The following is a 24,038-nucleotide window of genomic DNA, read 5'->3' as shown; positions in this document are numbered from 1 at the left end:
ATATTACTTTTAACTAAAATTAGTATTACTCAATAGTTATTACTAATTATAAAAAAGAATAAAAATCTTATTAATTGTTAATTATCAAATAATTATTGATTTTTTTTTAATTTTGTTAAATAAAATAGGTTTTATTTTGGTTTTTTAAAAACTTATTAACGAAAACGTTTGAATTTAGAACTCTTTACTAATTTAAAAAAAATGCAGCTTTAAAAGTGCTTAATGTTTGCTAATTTTACACTTTAATACTTAAATAATGCCAAAAACAATAAAAAAGGTTGGTGTTCTAACCTCAGGTGGAGATTCACCAGGAATGAATGCAGCAATACGATCAGTTGTTCGAACATGTGCTTATCATAACATAGAATGCATAGGAATATACAGAGGATATCAAGGAATGATTGAAGGTGACTTCAAAGAAATGGGACCTCGTAGCGTAAACAACATTGTAAATAAAGGAGGGACGATTTTAAAATCGGCTCGTTCATCAGAATTTAGGACTCCTGAAGGTAGAAAAAAAGCCCATGAACATCTAGTGAAAGCTGGAATTGACGCTTTAGTTGTAATAGGAGGAGATGGAACTTTTACCGGAGGTCTGTTATTTAATAGTGAATTTAACTTTCCAGTTATGGGAATTCCAGGTACTATTGATAATGATATTTTTGGTACAAGCCATACTTTAGGATATGACACCGCATTAAATACTGTAGTGGATGTAATTGATAAAATTAGAGATACTGCAAGTTCTCATAACCGTTTATTCTTTGTAGAGGTAATGGGAAGAGATGCTGGTCATATTGCTTTAAACGCAGGAATTGGAGCTGGAGCTGAAGAAATTCTAATACCGGAAGAAGACTTAGGATTGGAACGATTATTAGAATCATTACAAAAAAGTAAAGCTTCGGGAAAATCATCCAGTATCGTAGTTATTGCAGAAGGTGATAAAATAGGTAAAAATGTATTCGAATTAAAAGATTACGTTGAAGCTAATTTACCTGAGTATGATGTGAGAGTTTCTGTTCTGGGTCACATGCAGCGTGGTGGTTCACCATCCTGTTTTGACAGGGTTTTGGCCAGTAGATTAGGAGTGAAAGCTGTGGAATCATTATTGGAAGGTAAATCAAGTTATATGGTTGGTTTACAAAGTGATAAAGTTGCCTTGACGCCATTAGAACAAGCTATAAAAGGTAAAACAGAAATTGATAGAGAGTTATTAAGAGTTTCTGATATAATGTCAACATAGATTAGTTGATCTTTATTGTAAAAAATAAGACTTTATATAAATAAAATAAATACAAACAAAAATTAAAATAAAATGTCAAAAGTAAAATTAGGAATAAACGGTTTTGGAAGAATAGGAAGAATTGTTTTTAGAGAGTCTTTCAACAGAGATAATGTAGAAGTTGTAGCTATCAACGATTTATTAGATGTAGATCATTTAGCTTATTTATTAAAATATGATTCAGTTCACGGTCGTTTCAATGGAACTGTAGAAGTAAAAGAAGGTAAACTTTTTGTAAACGGAAAAAACATCCGTATTACAGCTGAAAGAAATCCTGCAGATTTAAAATGGAATGAAGTTGATGTTGATGTAGTTGCTGAATGTACTGGTTTCTTTACCACTATTGAAACAGCAAACGAGCACATCAAAGGTGGTGCTAAAAAAGTAATTATTTCTGCTCCTTCTGCGGATGCTCCAATGTTTGTAATGGGAGTAAACCATGAAGAAGCTTTAGCAACTGATATGGTTGTTTCTAATGCATCTTGTACGACTAACTGTTTAGCTCCATTAGCTAAGGTTATTAATGATAATTTTGGAATTGTTGAAGCGTTAATGACTACTGTTCACGCAACAACTTCAACTCAAATGACTACTGATGGTCCTTCTAGAAAAGACTGGAGAGGTGGACGTGCTGCTTCATGTAACATAATCCCATCTTCTACAGGTGCTGCTAAAGCAGTAGGGAAAGTTATTCCTTCATTGAACGGAAAATTAACTGGTATGTCAATGCGTGTTCCTACAACTGATGTTTCTGTAGTTGATTTAACTGTAAAAGTTGAAAAAGAAACTACTTACGAAGAAATTATGGCTGTATTGAAAAATGCTTCTGAAACTACAATGAAAGGTATCTTAGGATATACGGAAGATTTAGTTGTTTCTCAAGATTTCGTTTCTGATTCAAGAACATCTATCATTGATGCTAATGCTGGAATTGGATTGAACTCTACTTTCTTCAAAATCATCTCTTGGTATGATAATGAATATGGTTATTCTAGCAAATTAATTGATTTATCTGTACACATTGCAGGTTTAAAATAATTCTTTATATTTACAAATCCCGTTATACTATATTTAACGGGATTTTATTTTTTGTTCACTTTTTAAATGCAAATTTTATACTGCATGCATTTTAAGTAAGCAAAACGAAATACAAAAAACCAAAAAGCCAAAAAAAATGAGATTATTAGTTGATAGCGGTTCTACCAAAGCCGATTGGATTGCGATAGACGATGCCGGAAAAGTATTGTTTACCACACAAACATTAGGGTTGAATCCAGAAATTTTAGATGGAGATGAAATTATCGAACGTTTAAATGATCGTTTTGATATTTTACAAAATAAAAAAGAAGCCACACATTTATTTTTTTATGGTGCTGGGTGTGGAACTGAAAGAATGAAAATTTCACTTTCACAAATTTTTCAAAACTATTTCCCTAACGCAATTATTGTAGTGGAAGAGGATACTTATGCTGCGGTATATGCTACAACACCTAAAGGTGAAAAAGCGATTGTCAGTATCCTAGGAACCGGATCTAACTGTAGCTATTTTGATGGAAAAGAATTGCATCAAAAAGTTCAATCATTGGGTTATATAGTAATGGATGATTGTAGTGGTAATGTTTTTGGAAAAGAATTAATAAGAAAATATTATTTCAATAAAATGCCAAAAGAATTGGCTGTAGAATTTGAAAAAGAATACGATTTAGATCCAGACTCCGTTAAAAGCAAATTATATAAAGAACCAAATCCAAATGCTTATTTAGCAACATTTGCTAAGTTCTTAATTCAGCATAAAGAGACTGAGTTTTGTAGAAAAATAATTTTCAAAGGAATGAAATCTTTTGTAAAAAATTATATTAAACAATATGATAATTGCAAAGAAGTACCCGTTCACTTTGTAGGTTCAATTGCATTTTATTTGAAAGATGAATTGCAAGAGACTTTCGACAAATATGAATTGAAATTAGGTAACGTACTAAGAAGACCAATTGATGGACTTATTGCGTATCATATAGCAAATAAATAATTTATGGAAATTGCAATTATTGCACATGATGGTAAAAAAGCTGATTTAGTTCAGTTTTTAGAAAAAAACAAAGCTGTTTTACAAGAAGAAAAAATAAGGTTAATTGCAACTGGAACAACTGGAGGTAAAGCTGAAAATTCAGGTTTCAAAGTAATAAAAATGCTTTCAGGTCCTCTAGGAGGTGATGCTCAAATTGCAGCCAGAGTTGCTGAAGGTAAAACTCAAATGGTTTTCTTTTTTAAAGATCCATTGTCAAGCCATGCTCATGAAGCTGATATCAATATGCTAATTCGTGTTTGTGATGTACATAATGTGCCATTGGCTACAAATGAGGCAACGGCACAATTACTGCTAAATGCTATAGCATTGCAATCATAGAAATTTCTACATTTACATTTTTTGGTAAACATGCCACTTGAACCGTTTCACGAGCTGGAGCGGTTTTTTCGTTAAAATAAGAACCGTAAACGGTATTTATTTTTCCAAAATCATTCATGTCCATTATAAATATTGTAGTTTTTACTACGTTTTCAAATGTCATTCCTGCAGCTTCTAAAACTGCTTTCATGTTTTGCATGACTTGTTCGGTTTCGGTTCCAATAGTAGCGGTAACTAATTCCCCTGTAGCTGGATTTATTGCAATTTGGCCGGATGTATACAGTGTATTTCCTTTAAGAACTGCTTGGTTGTATGGGCCAATTGGTGCAGGAGCATTTTCGGTTAAAATTATCTTTTTCATAAAATTGATGTATTGATTTATGTTTGAAAGGCAATATAAAGTTATTTTAATCTTCTTAAAATAGTCTGTTGGATAGAATGAAAATTTTCAATATTTATTTTATTCAAGAATGGGTCCAAGTAATTATCTATTTGTATTACTTCGTTTATCCCATTTTATATCACTTAATACACCTGATTTTATCCCAATGAAAAAGCCCCAATTGGCATTTGACCCAAAAGGTGTCCAATTGAAATCCATTCTCCAGCTTAATAAATCTCTTTCAAAACGAAGCTGGGTAAATGTAACTCCATTTTGTACAAAATCATAACCTGTTGATACGCCTGCTTTCCATTTAGGAGTTATATCTGCATTTGCAGAGATCATTATGGAATTACCAATAATCTTCTTTTCTCTATTGTTATTTCCGTAAGTGAGTGAATAGGCAAACGTCATGTCCCAAGGCAGTTCAGATTTAAAAAATTCAGAAATTTTATCTTCACCTTCATCAGTTTCATCAAATTGACTTTTTCGGCTATCGTTTAAATCAGTATTTGTTCCAAATAGATCATCTTCCCGACCACCATTTCTTTCGCTTTGAACGTTTTTATCTTTAGTTTTATCTTTTTCTTTGCTTGAAATAGCATAATTTAAAGTCATATTTGCACTTGTCATTCTAAATAGACTTCCGCCATTATCAATATTATAAACATTAATTCTGGCACCTGAATTATCAATTGCATAAGGATCTAAAGTAGCTCCAAAATTTACATTCATTTTGTTTTCAAAAAGTTGGGTTCCGCCGCTTACTCTTACTGGTGACCAAGCAAGAGACGTTTTGCCATCAGCATTAAGATTATAGCTGGTTGAAAGGTTTAAATTGTTTAGTAGCATTATCTTTTTTGGTTCCACTTTAGTACTGTCCTTATCAGTAACTTTAGCTTCAAAAGTATTGCTTAAATCAAAACCTAAGTTATTTGAATTTGATATGCCTGGTGCTCCAAAAATCCCAGCTTCAAATCGAGAATATTGTTTTGTCATGGTCCCTGTTGCATCTGAGGCATAGGTATCATAATATTTTTCAAAACTTGGAGTATAACCATACGAAACAGAGGGACGCATCACGTGTCGAATCGATTTTATTTTTTTGTCGTCTCCAAAATTAAATGTTCCGTATATGGTAGTCCCTAAACTTGATGACATTGAGTACGTTCTGAAGGCATCAAAACCATTGACGATATTATCAACAACTTTGCTTTGGTCGTTATCATAACTTCTTTTAATCGTTTTTGTGTACCAAACTTCTTTATAATTGAAAGAGGAGGAAGCACTGAAATATTTGAATAATTTAAAATTGGTACTTAACGGAATAGTGTGTTCAATACCATTTTTTGCATCTCTGAACATTTGAGGTTTAAAAAATAAAGAGTCATTGGTAACGATGCTGTTTCTGCCGTTTAAATTATATTGTAGATTGATATTTTTAAAGAACCCTTTTTTGAGACCGTCTTTCCCAACAAAAGGATATATACGATCCACACTTAATTGCAGTGTTGGTAAAGTCATATTGATTTCTTCAGTTTGAGTATTTTGAGAATGTGTTGCAGTCAATGACATTCTAACTTGCGGTACTGAATTGAATGTTTTACTATAAGAAATCGACGAACTTAATGTATTATTAAGATTAGAACCTACATTGGCCTGATTTATAGATTGCCTAAAATATTTACTGCTTCCAAGATTTACCGAAGCAGAAAAACTAGAGTTTGGGGTTGATTTAGTGTCTTTAGAATGAGACCATTGGATATTATAAATTTTCTGTTTGGAGTAATCTGGATATCCTCTTTCGCTTGAGATTAAATTTTCAAATCTTACATTTATATTACCACGATATTTATACCGTTTGGCATAACTTGATTCAAATCGCAGTCCATAACTACCATTAGTATAATAATCTCCTAAAACCGTTAAATCATAATTATCGCTCAGGGCAAAATAATAACCTCCATTTTGCAAAGAAAAACCTCTTGTATTAGAATCATTGTAACTTGGTAAAATCAATCCGGATATGCTGGTTTCTTTGCTCATTGGAAAAAAAGCAAAAGGCAAAGCTATTGGTGTTGGGACATTTGCAATAACCATATTGGTTAGACCTGTAATAACTTTTTTGCCAGGAATAAATTTCACTTTGCTGGTTTGGAAATAGTACTCCGGATTATCTAAATTTGTTGATGTGGTAAAACGGGCACCTTTAAGGAAATAAACCGAATCGTTTTCTTTTTTAGTAATAGCTGCTTTTACTTTAAATTCTCCCTGATCTGTTCTGGAATTCCAGATCAAAGCTTTTTTTGTTTTAAAATTAAAACGAATCGAGTCCGGTTCAACCACATTTGCGCCTTGTTTAAAATTAGGATATTGTGTATATGCTCCCGTAGAATCTTTTATTCGACCAGCATAGACTTCGTTTTTTTCATAATCCATGACGATTATCCCTGATGTCAATTCTATATCTTGGTAGTAAAGTTCTGCTTTATCGTATAAAGTAATGAGTTTTTTCTTCTGATCTATTTTTACATATTTTTCAGCCCTGTATTTTACTTTTCCGTCAAGAAATGCTTTTTTGGGTTTGATACTGTCTTTTTTTATTGAATCGGTCTCTTTATTTATAATTTCAGTCGATTTTTCGGCATTGTTAACAACGGATTTAGAGGTGTCTATTTGCTTTTTAGTAGGTATACCTGTTGTTTTTTTTGTTATATCTTGAGAATATAGTTTACCAGTTCCTATTGTTAGGAAAATTGATAATAAAACGATATTAAATAAGTTTGTATGCAAAGGTTTAAATGCTATTTTTGTAAAATTATGGCTTGTTTTTTGACATGTCAAACTTACATATTATTTTTTGGCAAAAATAATCAAATAAAGAATTTATAGCCGTAGTGTTTTAATTAAAATTAACTTTTAAATTTATGCATATTTCATATAAAATAAAAACAACATTTACACTTCTTCTGACGATAGTTTCTTTTACCGGCTACAGTCAATCGAATATATTTAAAGTAACGTTAGATGCAGGCCATGGTGCTCATGATTTTGGAGCTGTTTATAATGGACATGTTGAAAAAAATATAGCTTTGGCAGTTGTATTGAAAGTTGGAAGGATTTTAGAAGCGATGCCTAAAATGGATGTGATTTACACACGAAAAACGGATGTTTTTATCGATTTAGTAGAAAGAGCCAACATTGCAAACCGTGCCGATGCTAATATTTTTGTTTCTATACATTGTAACGCTAATAGAAATACTGCCGCTGATGGGACCGAAACGTATGTAATGGGTATGACAAAAGTAGCTTCAAACCTAGAAGCCGCTAAAAAAGAGAATTCCGTTATTACTTTAGAAAAAGATTACAAACAAAAATATGAAGGTTTTGATCCAAATTCTCCTGAAACGATGATAGGGATGACTTTGATGCAAGAGGAGTATTTAGATAACAGTATTTCATTGGCAAGTAAAGTTGAAGATGCATTTGAGGGCTTAGGAAAAAAAATTAGAGGTGGAGGAGTGAAACAAGCGCCTTATATGGTGCTGCACAAAGCGTATATGCCGAGAATATTAATTGAAATGGGGTTTATTTCTAATTTTACTGAAGGAAATCTTTTAGACTCAGAAGTAGGTCAGAATGATATTGCCAGAGCTATAGCAGATGCAATCGTAAGTTATAGAAGGGATTATTATGGAAATGGAGAAACGGAGATGATTGACGTAAGACCATCACAAAAAATTATTGAGAAACCTATAAGAGATACATCATCTCCATCAAAAACAAAAATAAATTTCAATTCCAGCGAACTTAAAAAACCAACAAAAAGCAATGACAGTTCCGCTACTTTATTCAAGGTACAACTTTCTGCAAGTGTAAGGAAAGTGGAATTAGCTCCTAAAAACTTTAAAGGATTAAAAAATATATCTGTAGATTATGATAACAGAGTTTACAAATATATGTATGGAGAAACTTCAGATTATGATGAGGCCAAAAAACAATTACAAGAAGCAAAAGAGAAAGGATATGATTCTGCTTTCTTAATTGCATTTAAAAATGGAGAAAAAATTAGTATTCAAGAAGCTTTAAAATAATAACTATAAGTTAAAATATTTTATATTAATTTTGCAAAAAAAAATACATTTTGAAAATAACGAGAGAAATTAAAACTGCTATATTAGTCATTGCATCTATTTTATTATTCATTTGGGGATATAGTTTTTTAAAAGGAAGAGATCTTTTTACAAATTACAAAACATTTTATGTTGAATATAAAAGTGTAGAAGGTTTAGCTGCATCGGCTCCTGTAACTTTAAATGGTTTAGTGATAGGTAAAGTAAGCAGTATTACAATAAATGAGGGGACCGGTAATTTAATGGTTGAATTACAGCTGAAAACTGACTTTCCTATTTCAAAATCCAGTACCGCTTCGATTTATGAGCCTGGATTTATTGGTGGAAAACAAATTGCTATTATTCCGAATTTTAATGATAAAACGCTAGCCGTTGATGGACAAAAATTACGAGGAGACACAAAATTAGGACTTACCGATAAAGTAGGTGATCAACTGGCACCACTTCAGGAAAAATTAGAAAAGATAATGACGAATACTGATAAATTGATATCAGGAATTAACAATGTTTTGGATAACAACGGTCAAGAGAATTTGAAAGTTAGCTTAGCGGAGTTGAGTAAGACTATCGAGCAATTTCATAAAGCTACCGTAAGTGTTAATACTTTGTTAGATGACAATAAAGTTCAAATACAAGGAGCTGTGAAGAATTTTAATAAAATTACGGGTGATTTTTCTAAAATATCTGATTCATTGAATAAAGCAGATTTAGGAAAAACTGTTAAAAATCTAAATAAAACGTTAGCAAGAGTTGATGGTATTATGATCGGTTTAGAATCAGGAAAAGGTTCTGTCGGTAAATTATTACACGATGAGGCCTTCTACGAAAATATCAAAGCAACAACAAAAGAATTAGAATTATTATTGCAAGATATAAGACTAGCTCCTACAAGATATGTTAATGTTTCTTTATTTGGAAAGAAAAATAAACCTTACGTTGCTCCAAAATATGATACGATAGTAAAAGAAAAAAACTAGCAATATGAGCTATTTAGACAATATATTATTTGCCATAATATTAGCTATCGGTTTTGGTTATTTTTATATGAATATAAAAAAAATCATTCGAAACATAAATCTTGGTGCAGCAGTAAACCGTAAAGACAATGCAAAAGTGCGTTGGGAAAATATGGCTATGATTGCTCTTGGACAATCTAAAATGGTAAAAAGACCTGTTGCAGGAATACTTCATATTATTGTTTATGTAGGATTTATAATTATCAATATAGAGTTATTGGAAATAATTATTGATGGGCTTCTTGGTACACATAGAGTTTTTGCTTTTTTGGGAACTGCTTATAATGTATTGATTGCTTCATTTGAAATATTGGCTCTTTTAGTTTTAGTTGCCGTTTTTACTTTTTGGATCAGAAGAAATATAATCAAATTGAAACGATTTTCAAGTTCTGATTTAGAGGGTTCTCCTAAAAAAGATGCTAATTATATTCTTTATTTTGAAGTTGTTTTGATGACGTTATTTTTATTAATGAATGCTTCTGATTTACACTTGCAAAATATACCCGGTGGATTTTCTCATTTTGTCAAAGCAGGTTCTTTTCCTGTAAGTCAATTTATTGCGCCATTATTTAATGGAATGTCAAATGAGTTAGTAATGCTTCTTACAGAAATATTTTGGTGGTTGCATATTACGGGTATTTTGATTTTTATGAACTATCTGTATTTTTCAAAGCACTTACATATATTATTGGCTTTTCCAAATACCTATTTTGCAAATTTAAACCCGCAAGGTCAATTTGATAATTTAGAATCAGTTACTAAAGAAGTAAAGATGATGATGGATCCTAACGCTGATCCATTTGCTGCAGCACCAGTTAACGAAAACGAAGCGCCAGCTAAGTTTGGAGCCAGTGATGTTCAGGATTTAAATTGGGTACAATTATTGAATGCTTATACGTGTACTGAATGTGGTCGTTGCACGTCTTCGTGTCCTGCCAATATAACCGGGAAAAAATTATCTCCTCGTAAAATAATGATGGATACGAGGGATAGACTGGAAGAAGTAGGACGAAATATAGATGCTAATAAAGGTGTTTTTGTTCCAGATAATAAAACATTATTGAATGATTATATTACACCTGAAGAACTTTGGGCATGTACTTCATGTAACGCATGTGTAGAGGAATGTCCAGTAAGTATAAGCCCTCTTTCTATTATTATTGATATGAGACGCTATTTAGTAATGGAGCAAAGTGCAGCACCAATGCCTATAAATGCAATGATGACCAATATAGAAAACAATGGAGCACCTTGGCAATACAATCAACAGGATCGTTTGAATTGGAAAAATGAATAATTGTTTAACTGATAAACGGAATAAACAAATTAACGCTTACGCGAACAATCAAATCAACGAATAACCGTATCAACAAAATATTATGTCAGAAAGTTTAATAGTGCCAACCATGGCCGAAATGCTAGCTCAAGGAAAACAACCTGAAGTTTTATTTTGGGTAGGTTGTGCAGGAAGTTTTGACGATAGAGCCAAAAAAATAACGAAGGCATTTGTACGAATCTTGAATCGTGCTAATGTTTCTTTTGCAGTTCTGGGTACCGAAGAAAGTTGTACTGGCGATCCTGCAAAAAGAGCTGGAAATGAGTTTTTATTCCAAATGCAGGCGATGATGAATATTGAAGTTCTCAATGGGTACGAAGCAAAGAAAATTGTTACAGCTTGTCCACATTGTTTTAATACGCTTAAAAATGAGTATCCGGAATTAGGTGGGAAATATGAAGTGATTCATCATACGGAATTTTTAAAATCTTTGCTGGATACGGGAAGATTGACCATTGAGGGAGGACAATTCAAGGGAAAACGAATTACTTTTCATGATCCCTGTTATTTAGGTAGAGCCAATAATGTATACGAAGCTCCTAGAGAGTTGATTCTTAAACTGGATGCCGAATTAGTGGAAATGAAACGTTCTAAAGTCAATGGGTTATGTTGTGGCGCAGGTGGAGCTCAAATGTTTAAAGATGCTGAACCTGGGAACAAGGAAATAAACGTTGAGAGAACTGAAGAAGCGTTAGAAACAAAACCAGAAATTATTGCTGCAGGTTGTCCTTTTTGTAATACTATGATGACTGATGGTATAAAGAATAAAGAAAAGGAAAGCGATGTAAAAGTTATGGACATTGCCGAATTAATTGCTAACGCCCAAGATTTGTAATAAAGTATTGATTCAATATTTATTATTTTTCATTTAAATTTATAGTTCATAATTTATAATTAAATATCATGTACGTTCCATTTGAAAATTTACCCGAAGAATCCAAAATCTGGATTTATCAATCGAACAGAAAGTTTTCGGACGCCGAATTTTCTGAAATAGAAACTGCCTTGCAATCCTTTCTTGAAGGTTGGGCTGCACATGGTACCAGTTTAGAATCATCATACCAATTAAAATACAACCGATTTATTATTATTGCAGTAGATCAGGATGTTCAGGCCGCAACGGGTTGTTCTATAGATTCTTCTGTAGAATTTATCCAAAGTTTAGAACAAAAATATAATGTCGATTTATTGGATAAAATGAATGTGACTTTCAAATTAGGGGAACATATTGCTCACAAGCCTTTAATTGATTTTAAGAAAATGGTAAAAGATAAAGCCGTTACTGAAAACACAATTGTTTTCAATAATTTGGTTAATAATATAGAAGAATACAATGAATCTTGGGAAGTTCCAGCCATGGATAGCTGGCATAGTCGCTTTTTTTAAAAAATAGTTCAATGAAAAAAATAGGTATAAGAATTGTTTTATTTTATGTCCTATTTCTTTTTGTTGCCGCTAGTTGTGTTGGTACAAAAATTAATAAGCCTAAAGTAATTCTAACCAGCACTCCGTCTGTAACAGAAAATCTTGATAGTAAAAGTCCAAGCAATATTCCAACGCTTTTTGAAATATCACCCGAAGGTAATAAATGGGTAGATAGTGTTTACAATGCAATGAATCTAGACGAAAGAATAGGACAATTATTTATGGTTGCAGCTTATTCTAACAAAGATACCGTACATTTCAACGCTATTGATAAACTTATAAAGGAAAACAAAATTGGAGGATTAATCTTCTTTCAAGGTGGTCCGGTCCGTCAAGCAAATCTTACCAATCATTTTCAAGCCAAGTCCAAAATTCCATTATTTATTGGTAATGATGCGGAATGGGGTTTAAATATGCGATTGGATTCAACGGCTAGATATCCTTGGAATATGACTCTTGGAGCCATCCAGGATATGAAATTGATAGAGAAAGTTGGTATTCAAATGGGACAACAAAGTAAGCGATTGGGTTTGCAATTTAACTTTGCCCCAGTACTTGATATTAATACTAATCCGAAAAATCCAATTATAGGTTTTCGCTCTTTCGGGGAGGATAAATATAAGGTTACTGAAAGAGCAATTGCATTAATGAAAGGAGTTCAAAGCCAAGGAGTGTTTTCTACAGGAAAGCATTTTCCGGGTCATGGTGACACAGAGATGGATTCCCATAAAGGATTGCCCACAATTAATGCTTCCAAAGAAAATTTAGAACAAGTAGCGTTTTACCCTTACAAAAAAATGTTTTACGAAGGGCTTTCTTCTGTCATGGTGGCACATTTAAATGTCCCTAGTTTAGAATCAAGAGCTAATTATCCTTCATCGATTTCCTATAATGTGGTAACGAATATTCTTCAAAAGCAATTAGGTTTTAAAGGACTTATTTTTACTGATGCTTTGAACATGAAGGCAATAAGTAATTCCAATATACCAAGTGAAATAAATTTTGAAGCATTTATGGCTGGAAATGATATCTTATTATTTCCTGAGAATGTTCCCTTAGCAATTGATAAATTTAAAATTGGGTATTCGGCTAATTTAATTAGTGAGGAAAGATTGGCTTTTTCTGTGAAGAAAATACTGAAATTCAAATATAAGGCAGGCTTAAATTCTTATAAACCTATTGAAACAGCTACTTTGTTTAAAGATTTAAATTCAGAAGATAATGAAGCTTTACAATATCAGTTGTATGAAAATGCCATTACAGTTTTAAAAAATACTGCTTCTGTTTTACCGATTAAAAATTTGGACAAACAAAAAATAGCTTATGTAAAAATAGGAGATGATACTAACAATTCTTTTATTTCTACTCTAAAAAAATATGCAGATGTAACTGTCATTTCGGATACTAACCTGGACAGTTTACAAGTGAAATTGAAGCCATTTACAACGGTTATAATAGGATATCATAAATCTGACATCGCTTTTAAAAATGGGGAATTAAATTCGGATGAATTGTTTAAAATCAATTATTTAGCCCGAAATAATAATGTCATTCTGGATATTTTTGCTAAGCCCTATTCCTTATTGCCGATTACCTATTTTGATGCTATCGAAGGATTGGTAGTTTCTTATCAAAATAGTGATATTGCACAAGTGGTTTCTGCCGAATTAATTTTTGGAGCCATTGAAGCCAAAGGAAAATTACCAGTGTCAATAAATACAAATTTCAAAGTTAATGATGGCTTAGCAACTGAAAAATTGAACCGATTGGGATTTACGACTCCAGAAAATGTAGGGATGAATTCTGCTGTTTTATCAAAAATTGATATTCTTGCGAATAAAGCGATTAGTGCTAAAATGACTCCTGGAATTCAAATACTTGTGGCTAGAAAAGGGAAAGTAATTTACCAAAGATCATTCGGCTATCACACTTACAATAATGATTTGAAGGTTTTGGATTCAGATATTTATGATGTCGCATCATTAACAAAGATTCTGGCTACTTTACCAAATGTGATGCAACAATATGATCAGCAAAAAATTAATATGGAAACGACATTGGGAACGATGTCTCCAATCTTTAAAAACTCGAATAAAGAAGATATTCATTTCAAGGAATTATTGTCACATTATGCTGGACTTGTTGCTGGGCTTTCTTTTTATAAAGCTACAATAGATAAGTCGAAATTTCCTTCTGAAACCTATTTTAGAAAAATTTCTGAGGAGCAGTTTTCTAAAAAAATGGGAGATAGTCTTTTTATAAGAAATGATTTTCATGACACAATAATGAAAATGATTGTCAAAAGTAAATTGTCATTAAAAAAAGAATACAAATACAGTGATCTTACTTTCATGATTCTTAAAGATTATTTAGAAAATACAACAGGTAAAAAATTAGATGATTTAATTCAAGAAAATTTTTATCAATCACTCGGAATGAATAATTCGACTTTTAATCCATTGAATAAGTTTGATAAAAACAGAATTCCTCCAACAGAAATAGATACTTATTTCCGTCATCAAATTTTGCAGGGTTATGTCAATGATTTATCGGCAGCTTTAGAAGGTGGTGTTTCAGGACATGCCGGTGTTTTTTCTAATGCAATGGATGTAGCTAAAATTATGCAATTGTATTTGCAAAAAGGAAATTATGGGAATCACCAGTATTTTTCCGAAAAAACATTCAATGATTTTAATACTTGTTATTTTTGCGCTGCAGGGAATAGGAGAGGGATCGGTTTTGATAAACCTCAATTGGGTACTGCAGGACCTACATGCGGTTGTGCTTCCATGACAAGTTTTGGACATACCGGTTATACAGGTACAATGGCTTGGGCTGATCCTGAAACACAAATTGTTTATGTGTTTTTGTCCAATAGAACTTTTCCGGTTGCAGCAGAAAATAGATTGTCTAAAGAAAATATTCGAGAAGATATCCAAGAAGTAATTTACGAGTCTATTGTTAAATAATGATTATAGCTATATTTGCATCTAGATGAGAATAGTCAACTTCATATTATCAATTTACTTCATTATACTTTCCTTTATGCCTTGCGTAGACATAGAGTATAATAATGATTCTAATAGTGGAATAACTATTCTTGAACACGAACAAAAGCAGGATAATCATCAAGAAATTTGTTCGCCTTTTTGTATTTGTTCTTGTTGTGGCCAACAAATTGTATTTCACGACAGTGATTCTTTTTCAATCCCTGCGCAGCCTGTTTCTCAAGCAGGAAAAGAAAGAACGTTTTATATTCAAAAGTTTGTTTCTAACTTCAACGGAACGATTTGGCAACCGCCAAAAGCAAGTAATGTAATATAGTTTTTTCCATGAAAATCATTTCAATTTATGAATTGATTCCATAATCTATTATTTCAGTCACTTAATTACAATTTACAAATGCAAAAAATAATAATGCTACTTCTGTTAGCAGCTAATTTTGGCGTAACCTATAGCCAAGAAATTCCAAAAGATAGTATAAAGCAAAAAGAAGAGGAACTCGATGAAGTAATTATACAATCGACAAGAACCAGTCGAACCATTATAAATACACCCACAAGAATAGAAACAATTGATGCCGAAGAGTTAGACGAAAAAGCCAATATGAGACCAGCCAATGTGAGTATGGTTTTACACGAAAGTACTGGCTTACAAGTGCAACAAACATCGGCCACAAGTGGTAATGCTAGTATTAGGGTGCAAGGTTTAGACGGACGATATACGCAATTACTTAAAGACGGGTATCCAAATTTTGGTAATTTTGCCAGCGGATTGAGTATTTTAGAAATTCCGCCATTGGATCTAAAACAAGTAGAAGTTATAAAAGGTCCCGCCTCAACACTCTATGGGGGCGGAGCCATTGCCGGTGCTATTAATTTTATTTCTAAAACCCCAAAAGAGAAAGCAGAATATAATTTTATTTTGAACCAATCTAATATTGGCCAAACCAATGTGGGAATCTATGCATCGCAACGAAAAGGAAAGTTTGGTTACGCAATCTTAGGTTTGGTAAATTTTCAAAAGCTGTATGATGTGGATCATGATGATTTTTCGGAAGTTCCGAAATCCAATAATTTTACGATCAATCCCCGCTTTTTTTATTATCCAAACCAAAGCACCAGTTTGATGATTGGCAATAGTCTTACCAAAGGAAATATGAAAGGAGGCGATATACAAGCAATAAATGGTAATTCAGACGGGAATCACGTTTATTTTGAGCAAAACGAAACGATAAGAAATACGACTACTGTTGAATTTGATAAAAAATTTGAAAATAAAAATAGTTTCAAGTTCAAACAAAGTTTAAGTTTTTTTGACAGAGAAATTAAAATTCCCAATTATCAATTTTCGGGGTTTAACACGAATGCATTTACCGATGCTTCCTATCTTTGGAACAAAGAAAAACATACGGTTATTGGAGGGATGAATTTAATGTACGACAATTTCAAACAAAAGAACAGTTCGGCTTTAGATGCCAAATCATTTACCACCGGTGTTTATATTCAAGATACTTGGGATATTAGCGAAAAAATAAAATTAGAAAATGGGCTGCGGATTGACAATGTGAATTATTCCAATACAAATTTTTCAAAAAACCAGACATTCTTTCTACCCAAAATAGCAGCAGTATTCAAAATTAATGCTAAATGGTCTTCCAGAATTGGTGGTGGTTTTGGATATAAAATTCCAACTATTTTTACCGAGAAAACAGAAGAAAACCAATACCAAAATGTTTTAGCTTTGAATAATGTAAAAGCAGAGCAAAGCATAGGGGGAACGGTAGATGTTAATTACAAAACTTCGATTTCAGAAGATTTGTTATTTAGCATTAACCAAATGTTTTTTGGAACCCGGATTAATAAACCTATGATTTTAGAAAAAGAAGGCGATAATTTATTTTTTATTAATGCATCGCAGCCTATTGTCAGCAAAGGATTTGAAACGAATGTAAAATTTATTTTTAAAGAAGATTTCAAACTTTTTGCCGGTTATACTTTTACAGATGCCAAAGCAAAATATTTAACCGTCAATCAATTTTTACCTTTGTTACCAAAAAACAAATTGAACCTGGCTTTAATTTATGAGAAAGAAAACAATTTTAAATTGGGGTTAGAAGGCTATTTTACAGACAAACAGTTTCTTTCTAATAGCACTCAAACCCCTAGTTTTTGGGAATTTGGTTTTATGGCTGAAAAAACGCTGTGGAAACATTTTTCATTTTTCATCAATTTTGAAAATTTTACGGATGTGAAACAAAGTAACTATAAAAGAGTAGTAAACGAACCACATAATAATCCTACTTTTGATGAAATTTGGACTCATACAGAAGGGTTTGTATGTAATGGCGGGGTGAAAATAAAATTATAAAATAAAATATTTCCTAAAATGCGGAAAATACACTGTTTGTTATTGTTCTTTTTATGGATAACTTTTGGGAATGCCCAAAATATAGATATAAATATTCTACGTGATATTAACGGCAATAGAAATAAGAATTTAGATCCCACTTTTAAGTTCGTTACTAATACTGCAGTTCCATTTAGTGTTGCAACTCCTATTATCATTTATTCCGTAGGATTGATAAAGAAAGACAGTACAATCAAAAAGCAGGCGATTTTTATTGGAGAAACGTTTCTAGTTTCAGCATTTATTACAACTGCTTTAAAACATACCGTAAAAAGAGCGCGCCCATTTGATACGTATTCAGATATTGAAAAAGAGACTTCGGCTCCAGGTTATTCATTTCCTTCTGGTCATACTTCGTTGGCTTTTGCAACAGCAACATCATTAAGTATGGCTTATCCTAAATGGTATGTTATTGCACCGTCTTTTGTTTGGGCGGGTGCAGTAGGATATTCTAGGATGCATTTAGGAGTTCATTATCCCAGTGACGTTTTGGCCGGAGCAATCATAGGAAGTGGTTCCGCTTATATAGCCTATAAAGCTAATAAATGGCTTAACAGGAAAAGGTCTAAAAAGGATAGGTAATTGCTATTTAGGAATGAAATTATCATTTAAAAAAGATGCAAAATGAAAATACTGAAATACATAACAAAAACAGTCTGGGTATTATCATTGGTAAGTTTGTTTACAGACACTGCAAGTGAAATGCTGTATCCTATAATGCCTATTTACCTTAAAACCATTGGTTTTTCAATTGTATTAATTGGTGTTTTGGAAGGATTTGCTGAAGCTTTGGCAGGGTTGAGCAAAGGCTATTTTGGAAAGTTATCTGATAATTCCGGAAAACGGGTTCCCTTTGTACAACTGGGTTATAGTTTAAGTGCTGTTTCAAAACCCATGATGGCAGTATTTATTTTTCCACTTTGGATATTTTTTGCAAGAGCCCTCGATCGTTTCGGAAAAGGAATTCGTACCGGGGCAAGGGATGCTATTTTATCGGATGAGGCTACGGCTGAATCCAAAGGTAAAATTTTTGGATTCCACAGATCGATGGATACTTTGGGTGCGGTTTTAGGACCCGTTGTCGCTTTAATTTATCTGTATTTTTATCCACAACAATACAAAGCGCTTTTTTATATCGCTTTTATTCCGGGTTTGCTTGCTGTATTGGCATCATTCTTACTTAAAGACAAAATTAAAATCCATCCAATCGAAAAAAAGCCTACCTCCTTTTTCTCGTTTCTTAATTACTGGAAAACAAGTCCGGAACAATATCGGAAAGTAGTAGTCGGATTATTGGCCTTTACATTATTTAATAGTTCTGATATTTTTTTGTTATTAAAAGCGAAACAAGCGGGGCTTAATGATACAAACGTAATTGGAGTGTATATTTTTTATAATTTAGTATATGCACTTTCTGCATTTCCAATAGGTATTTTAGCAGATAAAATAGGTTTAAAAAAGATGTTTATATTTGGATTGTCTTTATTTGCCATTGTCTATTTTGGAATGGCTTTCAGTAAAAGTATTTATGCGATTGCGGTGCTCTTTTTTATTTATGGAGTTTATGCAGCCACAACCGAAGGGATTTCAAAAGCGTGGATTAGCAATATTTCCGATAAAAAAGATACCGCTACAGCAATTGGAACCTATTCCGGATTTCAAAGTATATGCACTTTAATAGCAAGTTCTTTGGCAGGATTGATTTGGTATCAATTTGGAGCCAATGCAACATTTATTACTTCAGCTGCAGTAACACTTTTAGTTATTATTTACTTCTCTTTTTTTATAAAAGATAAAATGATTAAAAATGGCACACCAACATAAACATGAAGCTGACGACAATGAATCGTGTTGCACTTCAGAAGAAAAAATAGTGAATAAAAAGAACGCAGATCCAGGATGTTGTTCTCATGACGAGCGAGAAAATCATTCTGATGATGACGACGACCATGACCATTCAAATGGGAGTGATAGTATTTTTAGGATGTTTTTGCCTTCAATACTAAGTTTATTATTACTATTAACAGCGATTGTATTTGATAATTATTTCCCTCAAACCTGGTTTATTGGTTGGGTTAGGATTGCGTGGTTTTGTGTTGCTTATATTCCAGTAGGTTTGCCAGTGTTAAAAGAAGCTTTTGAAAGTATACGCAAGGGCGCTATTTTTTCAGAATTTTTTCTAATGAGCATTGCTACACTTGGCGCTTTTGGAATTGGCCAATATGCTGAAGGCGTTGCCGTAATGTTGTTTTATTCTATCGGTGAATTATTCCAAATGTTAGCTGTAAAAAGAGCTAAATTAAGCATCAAGGCATTATTGGACCAAAGACCAGATTCAGCAAATGTTATTGAAGGTTTGGAAAGTATTTCTAAAAAAGCTTCGGATATTACAATTGGTGAAATCATTCAATTAAATCAGGGTGAGAAATTAGCTTTGGATGGAAAATTACTTTCAGATCATGCCACTTTCAACACAGCAGCATTAACTGGGGAAAGTAAACCTGATACCAAATCAAAAGGAGAAATGGTTCTTGCAGGAATGATTAATCTCAATACTGTCGCTGAAGTCGAAGTAACAGCCGTTTTTACCGATAGTAAATTATCCAGAATTCTTGAAATGGTTCAGGACGCCACAGCCAAAAAAGCTACAACCGAATTATTTATTAGAAAATTCGCCAAAATCTACACTCCAATAGTTGTTTTTCTGGCCATCGGAATTTGTTTGCTTCCATTATTATTTGTGGAAAATTATGTTTTCAAAGATTGGCTGTATAGAGCATTAATTTTCTTGGTGATTTCTTGTCCTTGTGCGTTGGTAATTTCTATTCCATTGGGTTATTTTGGTGGAATTGGCGCAGCCAGTAAAAACGGAATTTTAATTAAAGGGTCTACTTTTTTGGATATTTTGGCAGCTATTCAAGTTGTGGTTATGGATAAAACAGGAACACTGACCAAAGGTGTTTTTAATGTCCAAAAAGTTGTAGCTATTGGAATTTCGGAAGCTGATTTGGTAAAATATACTGCCGCAATTGAAACTAAATCGACACATCCTGTTGGTTCAGCTATAATTGAATATGCGAAGGATATTGTCAAAGACACTGTGGTTACTGAAGCGCATGAAATTGCAGGTTTTGGGATGAAAGGACTCGTTGATGGAAAGGAAATTTTAGTAGGAAGCACTAAATTAATGAAAAAATTCAACATCAGTTATGACACTGAAATTGATACTATTCCATTTACAATTATTGTAGTTGGCCTCAATCAAAAATATGTTGGCTATTTTATTATTGCTGATGAAATTAAAGAAGATGCAAAAGAAGCCATTCAGAGCTTACATAAATTAAATATCAAAACCATTATGCTTTCTGGCGATAAGCAGGCAATAGTTTCGCTTGTCGCCAAAGAGTTGAATATTGACCAAGCTTATGGGGAGTTATTGCCAGAAAACAAAGTTCAAAAAGTTTCAGAACTAAAAGAGCAGCATTTAAAAATAGCATTTGTTGGCGATGGCGTAAATGATGCGCCAGTGATCGCTTTGGCCGATGTGGGAATCGCAATGGGCGGTTTAGGAAGTGATGCCGCTATAGAAACAGCAGACGTTGTTATTCAAAATGACCAACCAACAAAGATTTTTACAGCAATACATATTGGAAAAAAGACAAAACAAATTGTTTGGCAAAATATTGGTTTAGCTTTTTCAGTAAAACTCATCGTTTTGATAATGGGTGCAGGAGGATTAGCCACGATGTGGGAAGCCGTTTTTGCAGATGTTGGTGTGGCTTTATTAGCAATTTTGAATGCTGTAAGAATCCAAAGAATGAAATTTTAATTAACTCAACATTTTTAACGTAATTTTTTGTAAAACGAATTTCGATATCCTTAAATTGATGGTGCAGATATATTAACGCAAGGACAACAGATTTGTAATTAGTGTTGTACGAGACATTGAATATTTCCTTTTTAAGCTAACGGATATTTATGCTCACTATTTACTTCTCCATAGGTTTTGGACTTGATTCCAGTATTTCCAATAAATTGCTAATAATAAACCCATCAATACCGATATATCGATGGGTTTATTCAAAATTCTAATGTTCATCTCAAGGAGTTATATCTGTTGCTATTGGGTAAAATCTTAACTGCAAGAGTTTTAATCCAGTGTTATCATATTTCCAGAAATAATCTTCTAAAGCAGGATCAAAAATTGTATATCTGCCAGCTTTTAATGTACTACCATCAGGAAGGGTAAGATCATCAGTGACAAGGATTGTAAGTAGTTGTGTACTTACATTTGAAAATTTTGGAGCTCCACCTCTAGTTCGCGTAACGGTTAAAGGCTCAGCTGAACATACTTCATAATATCCATCAGTTAAATCACCATCGGCACATGTTGTTATTGTTACGCTTACTCCTGGTGTCCCAAGTGCACGAGCATAAATAGAGTATGATGATACTCCATCTCCATCAGGATCAGGGTTTGGTAATTGGAAACTTGCGGAGCCATCAGTACCATTGGCATCAAGTACCGAAAAATCAGAACCTTCTATCAACATAATCTTTGTTCTTCCTGCTAAAGGAACGAAAATACGACCACCATTGCTTCCGGTCATATCAGTAGTTTTTGGATTTGAGACTCCAATAATGTTCAGATTGTAATGCGCTCCGCTTGGGGCGCCACTTCCTCCCCGTGCGGTTAAAGAGCTCGAAGATTTTTTTACTGCATTTAAAGTTGCAGATTCATTTTCTGCCGTAGGAACAACATCCTCTTTAGAACAACTTACCCCAAGTAAAATAGTCAAAATTAACACCGATAATAATTTAAAATTTCTCATAATATTTAAAGATTTAGTTAATAAAAATTCAGATTAAAATTCTACACATAACTTTGATAAAAAAAATACTACAGGGATAGAGATGCCCTAAAAAAGAAAAAGCCTTAAAAGATGTAAATAAACTAAATGAAAGAAATAGAAGAAAAAGTATTTTTCTTATAATTATTAGATTTAAATTCGAGAGTAAATCTACTTTTTATAAACATACAAGTGAAATATATTCGATGTAAGGCAAAAAAACTGTTAAATAGTTGATTTTTATAGATTTATGATTTAAATCAATAATAAAAACGGAAAAAATGTTAACAAAATAATAAATTATTTATTTGCCAAAAGATGGTTCAAAAAAAATAAAAAGGGATAAAGCTAGCTAGAGTTTTTAACCCTTTAATGATACTTCATTTTTATATATTTACAAATCTTGTCGTTTGTAATTAATTCTGCAATATCCATAACTGTTACTTCATCAACTGCCAAGGGAGCATCTTTTTGGCTAGCGTTGAGTTTCTAACCATAAGCATTATTTATTATAAATTTTTAAAGAGGTCCTTTAGTGTAAAAAATAATTTTATGATAAGTAAGAATTCAACGAATGAAATTTAAAGGCTAAAACTATTTAACTTAAATTTCCATAAAAGTATTCCTATTTTTATTAATTTCGTTTCATTAAAATACATACATGAAAATTGCAATAGTTTGTTATCCTACCTTTGGAGGAAGTGGTGTTGTCGCTACAGAATTAGGTCTTGAATTGGCACGACGTGGTCACGAAATACATTTTATAACCTACAGTCAGCCCGTACGTTTGGCGCTTTTAAATCCAAATGTGCATTACCACGAAGTGAATGTCCCTGAATATCCATTGTTTCATTATCAGCCTTATGAATTGGCTTTGTCTAGCAAATTAGTCGATATGGTGAAACTTTATAAAATTGAATTAATGCATGTACATTATGCTATTCCTCATGCTTATGCAGGTTATATGGCCAAACAAATGCTGAAAGATGAAGGCATTAATATCCCAATGGTGACTACACTCCACGGAACAGATATTACTTTAGTTGGAAATCATCCCTTTTATAAACCTGCAGTAACCTTCAGTATTAATAAATCTGATTTTGTTACTTCAGTTTCCCAAAGTTTAAAAGATGATACCCTTAAATTATTTAATATAAAAAATGAAATTGAGGTTATTCCAAACTTTATCGAATTGGATAAAAACGTAAATGATCCCAGTATTGCTTGTCATCGTTCTGTAATGGCAAAAGAGAATGAGCGGATAATAACTCATATCAGTAATTTTAGAAAAGTAAAACGAATTCCTGATGTCATTAAAATATTTTATAATATTCAAAAAGAAATTCCAGCTAAATTGATGATGGTAGGTGATGGTCCGGAAAAAGAAAAAGCGGAATATCTATGCCAGGAATTAGGAATTCAGGATAAAGTGATCTTTTTTGGGAATAGCAATGAAATCGATAAAATATTAAGTTATACAGATTTATTCTTGCTGCCATCTGAAACCGAAAGTTTTGGTCTTGCCGCTCTTGAAGCAATGGCTTGGTCAGTTCCTGTAATTTCTAGTAATTCAGGAGGCTTGTCAGAAGTTAATTTTGATGATATATCTGGATATTTGAGTGATGTAGGTAACACTGATGAAATGGCGGTTAATGCCCTGAAAATTTTAAAAGATGATGCCACTCTGAATAAATTTAAAGGGAATGCTCTTTCGATTGCTAAAAAGTTTGATATTAAAAACATCTTACCTTTATATGAAAACTTATATAAAAAAGCAATAAATAAATATTTATAGGTTACT

Annotated in this window: 19 protein-coding genes; 16 read left to right on the top strand and 3 right to left on the bottom strand. The window is 32.5% G+C overall.

What is annotated here, in order from left to right; all coding sequences use genetic code 11:
• The first annotated feature begins 256 nt into the window (after positions 1 to 256).
• The 4 genes from pfkA to ACM55M_RS13420 all read left to right on the top strand — a co-directional run bounded on the left by pfkA (position 257) and on the right by ACM55M_RS13420 (position 3,686).
• Positions 257 to 1,243, top strand: a complete 987-nt coding sequence (pfkA, locus tag ACM55M_RS13435; protein ID WP_416851411.1) for a 6-phosphofructokinase — start codon at positions 257 to 259, stop codon at positions 1,241 to 1,243.
• 72 nt (positions 1,244 to 1,315) lie between these two features.
• A complete protein-coding gene (gene gap, locus ACM55M_RS13430; protein ID WP_416851410.1) occupies positions 1,316 to 2,320 on the top strand; it encodes a type I glyceraldehyde-3-phosphate dehydrogenase in 1,005 nt (334 codons plus the stop codon).
• 136 nt (positions 2,321 to 2,456) lie between these two features.
• A complete protein-coding gene (locus ACM55M_RS13425; protein WP_416858172.1) occupies positions 2,457 to 3,308 on the top strand; it encodes an N-acetylglucosamine kinase in 852 nt (283 codons plus the stop codon).
• Positions 3,309 to 3,311: 3 nt separating this feature from the next.
• Entirely contained in the window at positions 3,312 to 3,686 is a 375-nt protein-coding gene (locus tag ACM55M_RS13420; protein ID WP_416858171.1) for a methylglyoxal synthase, read from the top strand.
• Here ACM55M_RS13420 and ACM55M_RS13415 read toward each other — a convergent pair.
• Together ACM55M_RS13415 and ACM55M_RS13410 are read right to left on the bottom strand one after the other, a co-directional pair.
• A complete protein-coding gene (locus tag ACM55M_RS13415) occupies positions 3,667 to 4,047 on the bottom strand; it encodes a RidA family protein (RefSeq protein WP_416858170.1) in 381 nt (126 codons plus the stop codon). The two genes, ACM55M_RS13420 and ACM55M_RS13415, sit on opposite strands and share 20 nt — an antisense overlap.
• Positions 4,048 to 4,170: 123 nt before the next feature.
• A complete protein-coding gene (locus ACM55M_RS13410; protein ID WP_416858169.1) occupies positions 4,171 to 6,912 on the bottom strand; it encodes a putative LPS assembly protein LptD in 2,742 nt (913 codons plus the stop codon).
• An 83-nt stretch (positions 6,913 to 6,995) separates the two neighbouring features.
• Here ACM55M_RS13410 and ACM55M_RS13405 point away from each other — a divergent pair, with 83 nt between their 5' ends.
• The 11 genes from ACM55M_RS13405 (at position 6,996) to ACM55M_RS13355 (ending at position 21,216) form a co-directional block, all read left to right on the top strand.
• The gene (locus tag ACM55M_RS13405) at positions 6,996 to 8,162 is read left to right on the top strand and encodes an N-acetylmuramoyl-L-alanine amidase family protein (protein WP_416858168.1); all 1,167 of its coding nucleotides are present in this window, start codon (positions 6,996 to 6,998) and stop codon (positions 8,160 to 8,162) included.
• Between the two features lie 50 nt (positions 8,163 to 8,212).
• Positions 8,213 to 9,178: an MlaD family protein gene (locus ACM55M_RS13400; protein ID WP_416858167.1), complete on the top strand. Its 966-nt coding sequence runs from the start codon at positions 8,213 to 8,215 to the stop codon at positions 9,176 to 9,178.
• Between the two features lie 4 nt (positions 9,179 to 9,182).
• On the top strand, positions 9,183 to 10,514 hold the full coding sequence (locus ACM55M_RS13395; protein ID WP_416858166.1) for a 4Fe-4S dicluster domain-containing protein: 1,332 nt from the start codon (positions 9,183 to 9,185) through the stop codon (positions 10,512 to 10,514).
• Between the two features lie 82 nt (positions 10,515 to 10,596).
• Positions 10,597 to 11,388, top strand: a complete 792-nt coding sequence (locus tag ACM55M_RS13390) for a (Fe-S)-binding protein (protein ID WP_416858165.1) — start codon at positions 10,597 to 10,599, stop codon at positions 11,386 to 11,388.
• A gap of 68 nt (positions 11,389 to 11,456) precedes the next feature.
• On the top strand, positions 11,457 to 11,939 hold the full coding sequence (locus ACM55M_RS13385; protein WP_416851396.1) for an ABC transporter ATPase: 483 nt from the start codon (positions 11,457 to 11,459) through the stop codon (positions 11,937 to 11,939).
• Between the two features lie 11 nt (positions 11,940 to 11,950).
• Positions 11,951 to 14,947, top strand: coding sequence for a glycoside hydrolase family 3 N-terminal domain-containing protein (locus tag ACM55M_RS13380; RefSeq protein WP_416858164.1), 2,997 nt, complete (start codon positions 11,951 to 11,953; stop codon positions 14,945 to 14,947).
• Between the two features lie 25 nt (positions 14,948 to 14,972).
• Positions 14,973 to 15,302, top strand: coding sequence for a DUF6660 family protein (locus tag ACM55M_RS13375; protein ID WP_416858163.1), 330 nt, complete (start codon positions 14,973 to 14,975; stop codon positions 15,300 to 15,302).
• 78 nt (positions 15,303 to 15,380) lie between these two features.
• Positions 15,381 to 17,348, top strand: coding sequence for a TonB-dependent receptor plug domain-containing protein (locus tag ACM55M_RS13370; protein ID WP_416858162.1), 1,968 nt, complete (start codon positions 15,381 to 15,383; stop codon positions 17,346 to 17,348).
• Between the two features lie 18 nt (positions 17,349 to 17,366).
• On the top strand, positions 17,367 to 17,969 hold the full coding sequence (locus tag ACM55M_RS13365) for a phosphatase PAP2 family protein (RefSeq protein ID WP_416858161.1): 603 nt from the start codon (positions 17,367 to 17,369) through the stop codon (positions 17,967 to 17,969).
• Between the two features lie 42 nt (positions 17,970 to 18,011).
• The gene (locus ACM55M_RS13360) at positions 18,012 to 19,211 is read left to right on the top strand and encodes an MFS transporter (RefSeq protein WP_416858160.1); all 1,200 of its coding nucleotides are present in this window, start codon (positions 18,012 to 18,014) and stop codon (positions 19,209 to 19,211) included.
• Positions 19,195 to 21,216, top strand: coding sequence for a heavy metal translocating P-type ATPase (locus ACM55M_RS13355; protein ID WP_416858159.1), 2,022 nt, complete (start codon positions 19,195 to 19,197; stop codon positions 21,214 to 21,216). Before ACM55M_RS13360 ends, ACM55M_RS13355 begins: the two co-directional genes overlap by 17 nt.
• Before the next feature lie 271 nt (positions 21,217 to 21,487).
• On the opposite strand, the gene ACM55M_RS13350 is transcribed toward ACM55M_RS13355, so the two are convergent.
• Positions 21,488 to 22,219: a hypothetical protein gene (locus ACM55M_RS13350; RefSeq protein ID WP_416858158.1), complete on the bottom strand. Its 732-nt coding sequence runs from the start codon at positions 22,217 to 22,219 to the stop codon at positions 21,488 to 21,490.
• 679 nt (positions 22,220 to 22,898) lie between these two features.
• Here ACM55M_RS13350 and bshA point away from each other — a divergent pair.
• On the top strand, positions 22,899 to 24,032 hold the full coding sequence (bshA, locus tag ACM55M_RS13345; RefSeq protein ID WP_416858157.1) for an N-acetyl-alpha-D-glucosaminyl L-malate synthase BshA: 1,134 nt from the start codon (positions 22,899 to 22,901) through the stop codon (positions 24,030 to 24,032).
• The last annotated feature ends 6 nt before the right edge of the window (positions 24,033 to 24,038 follow it).

The sequence above is a fragment of the Flavobacterium galactosi genome (assembly GCF_048158585.1).
Classification (GTDB): domain Bacteria; phylum Bacteroidota; class Bacteroidia; order Flavobacteriales; family Flavobacteriaceae; genus Flavobacterium; species Flavobacterium galactosi.
This window is presented reverse-complemented; position numbering and strand designations above follow the sequence as displayed.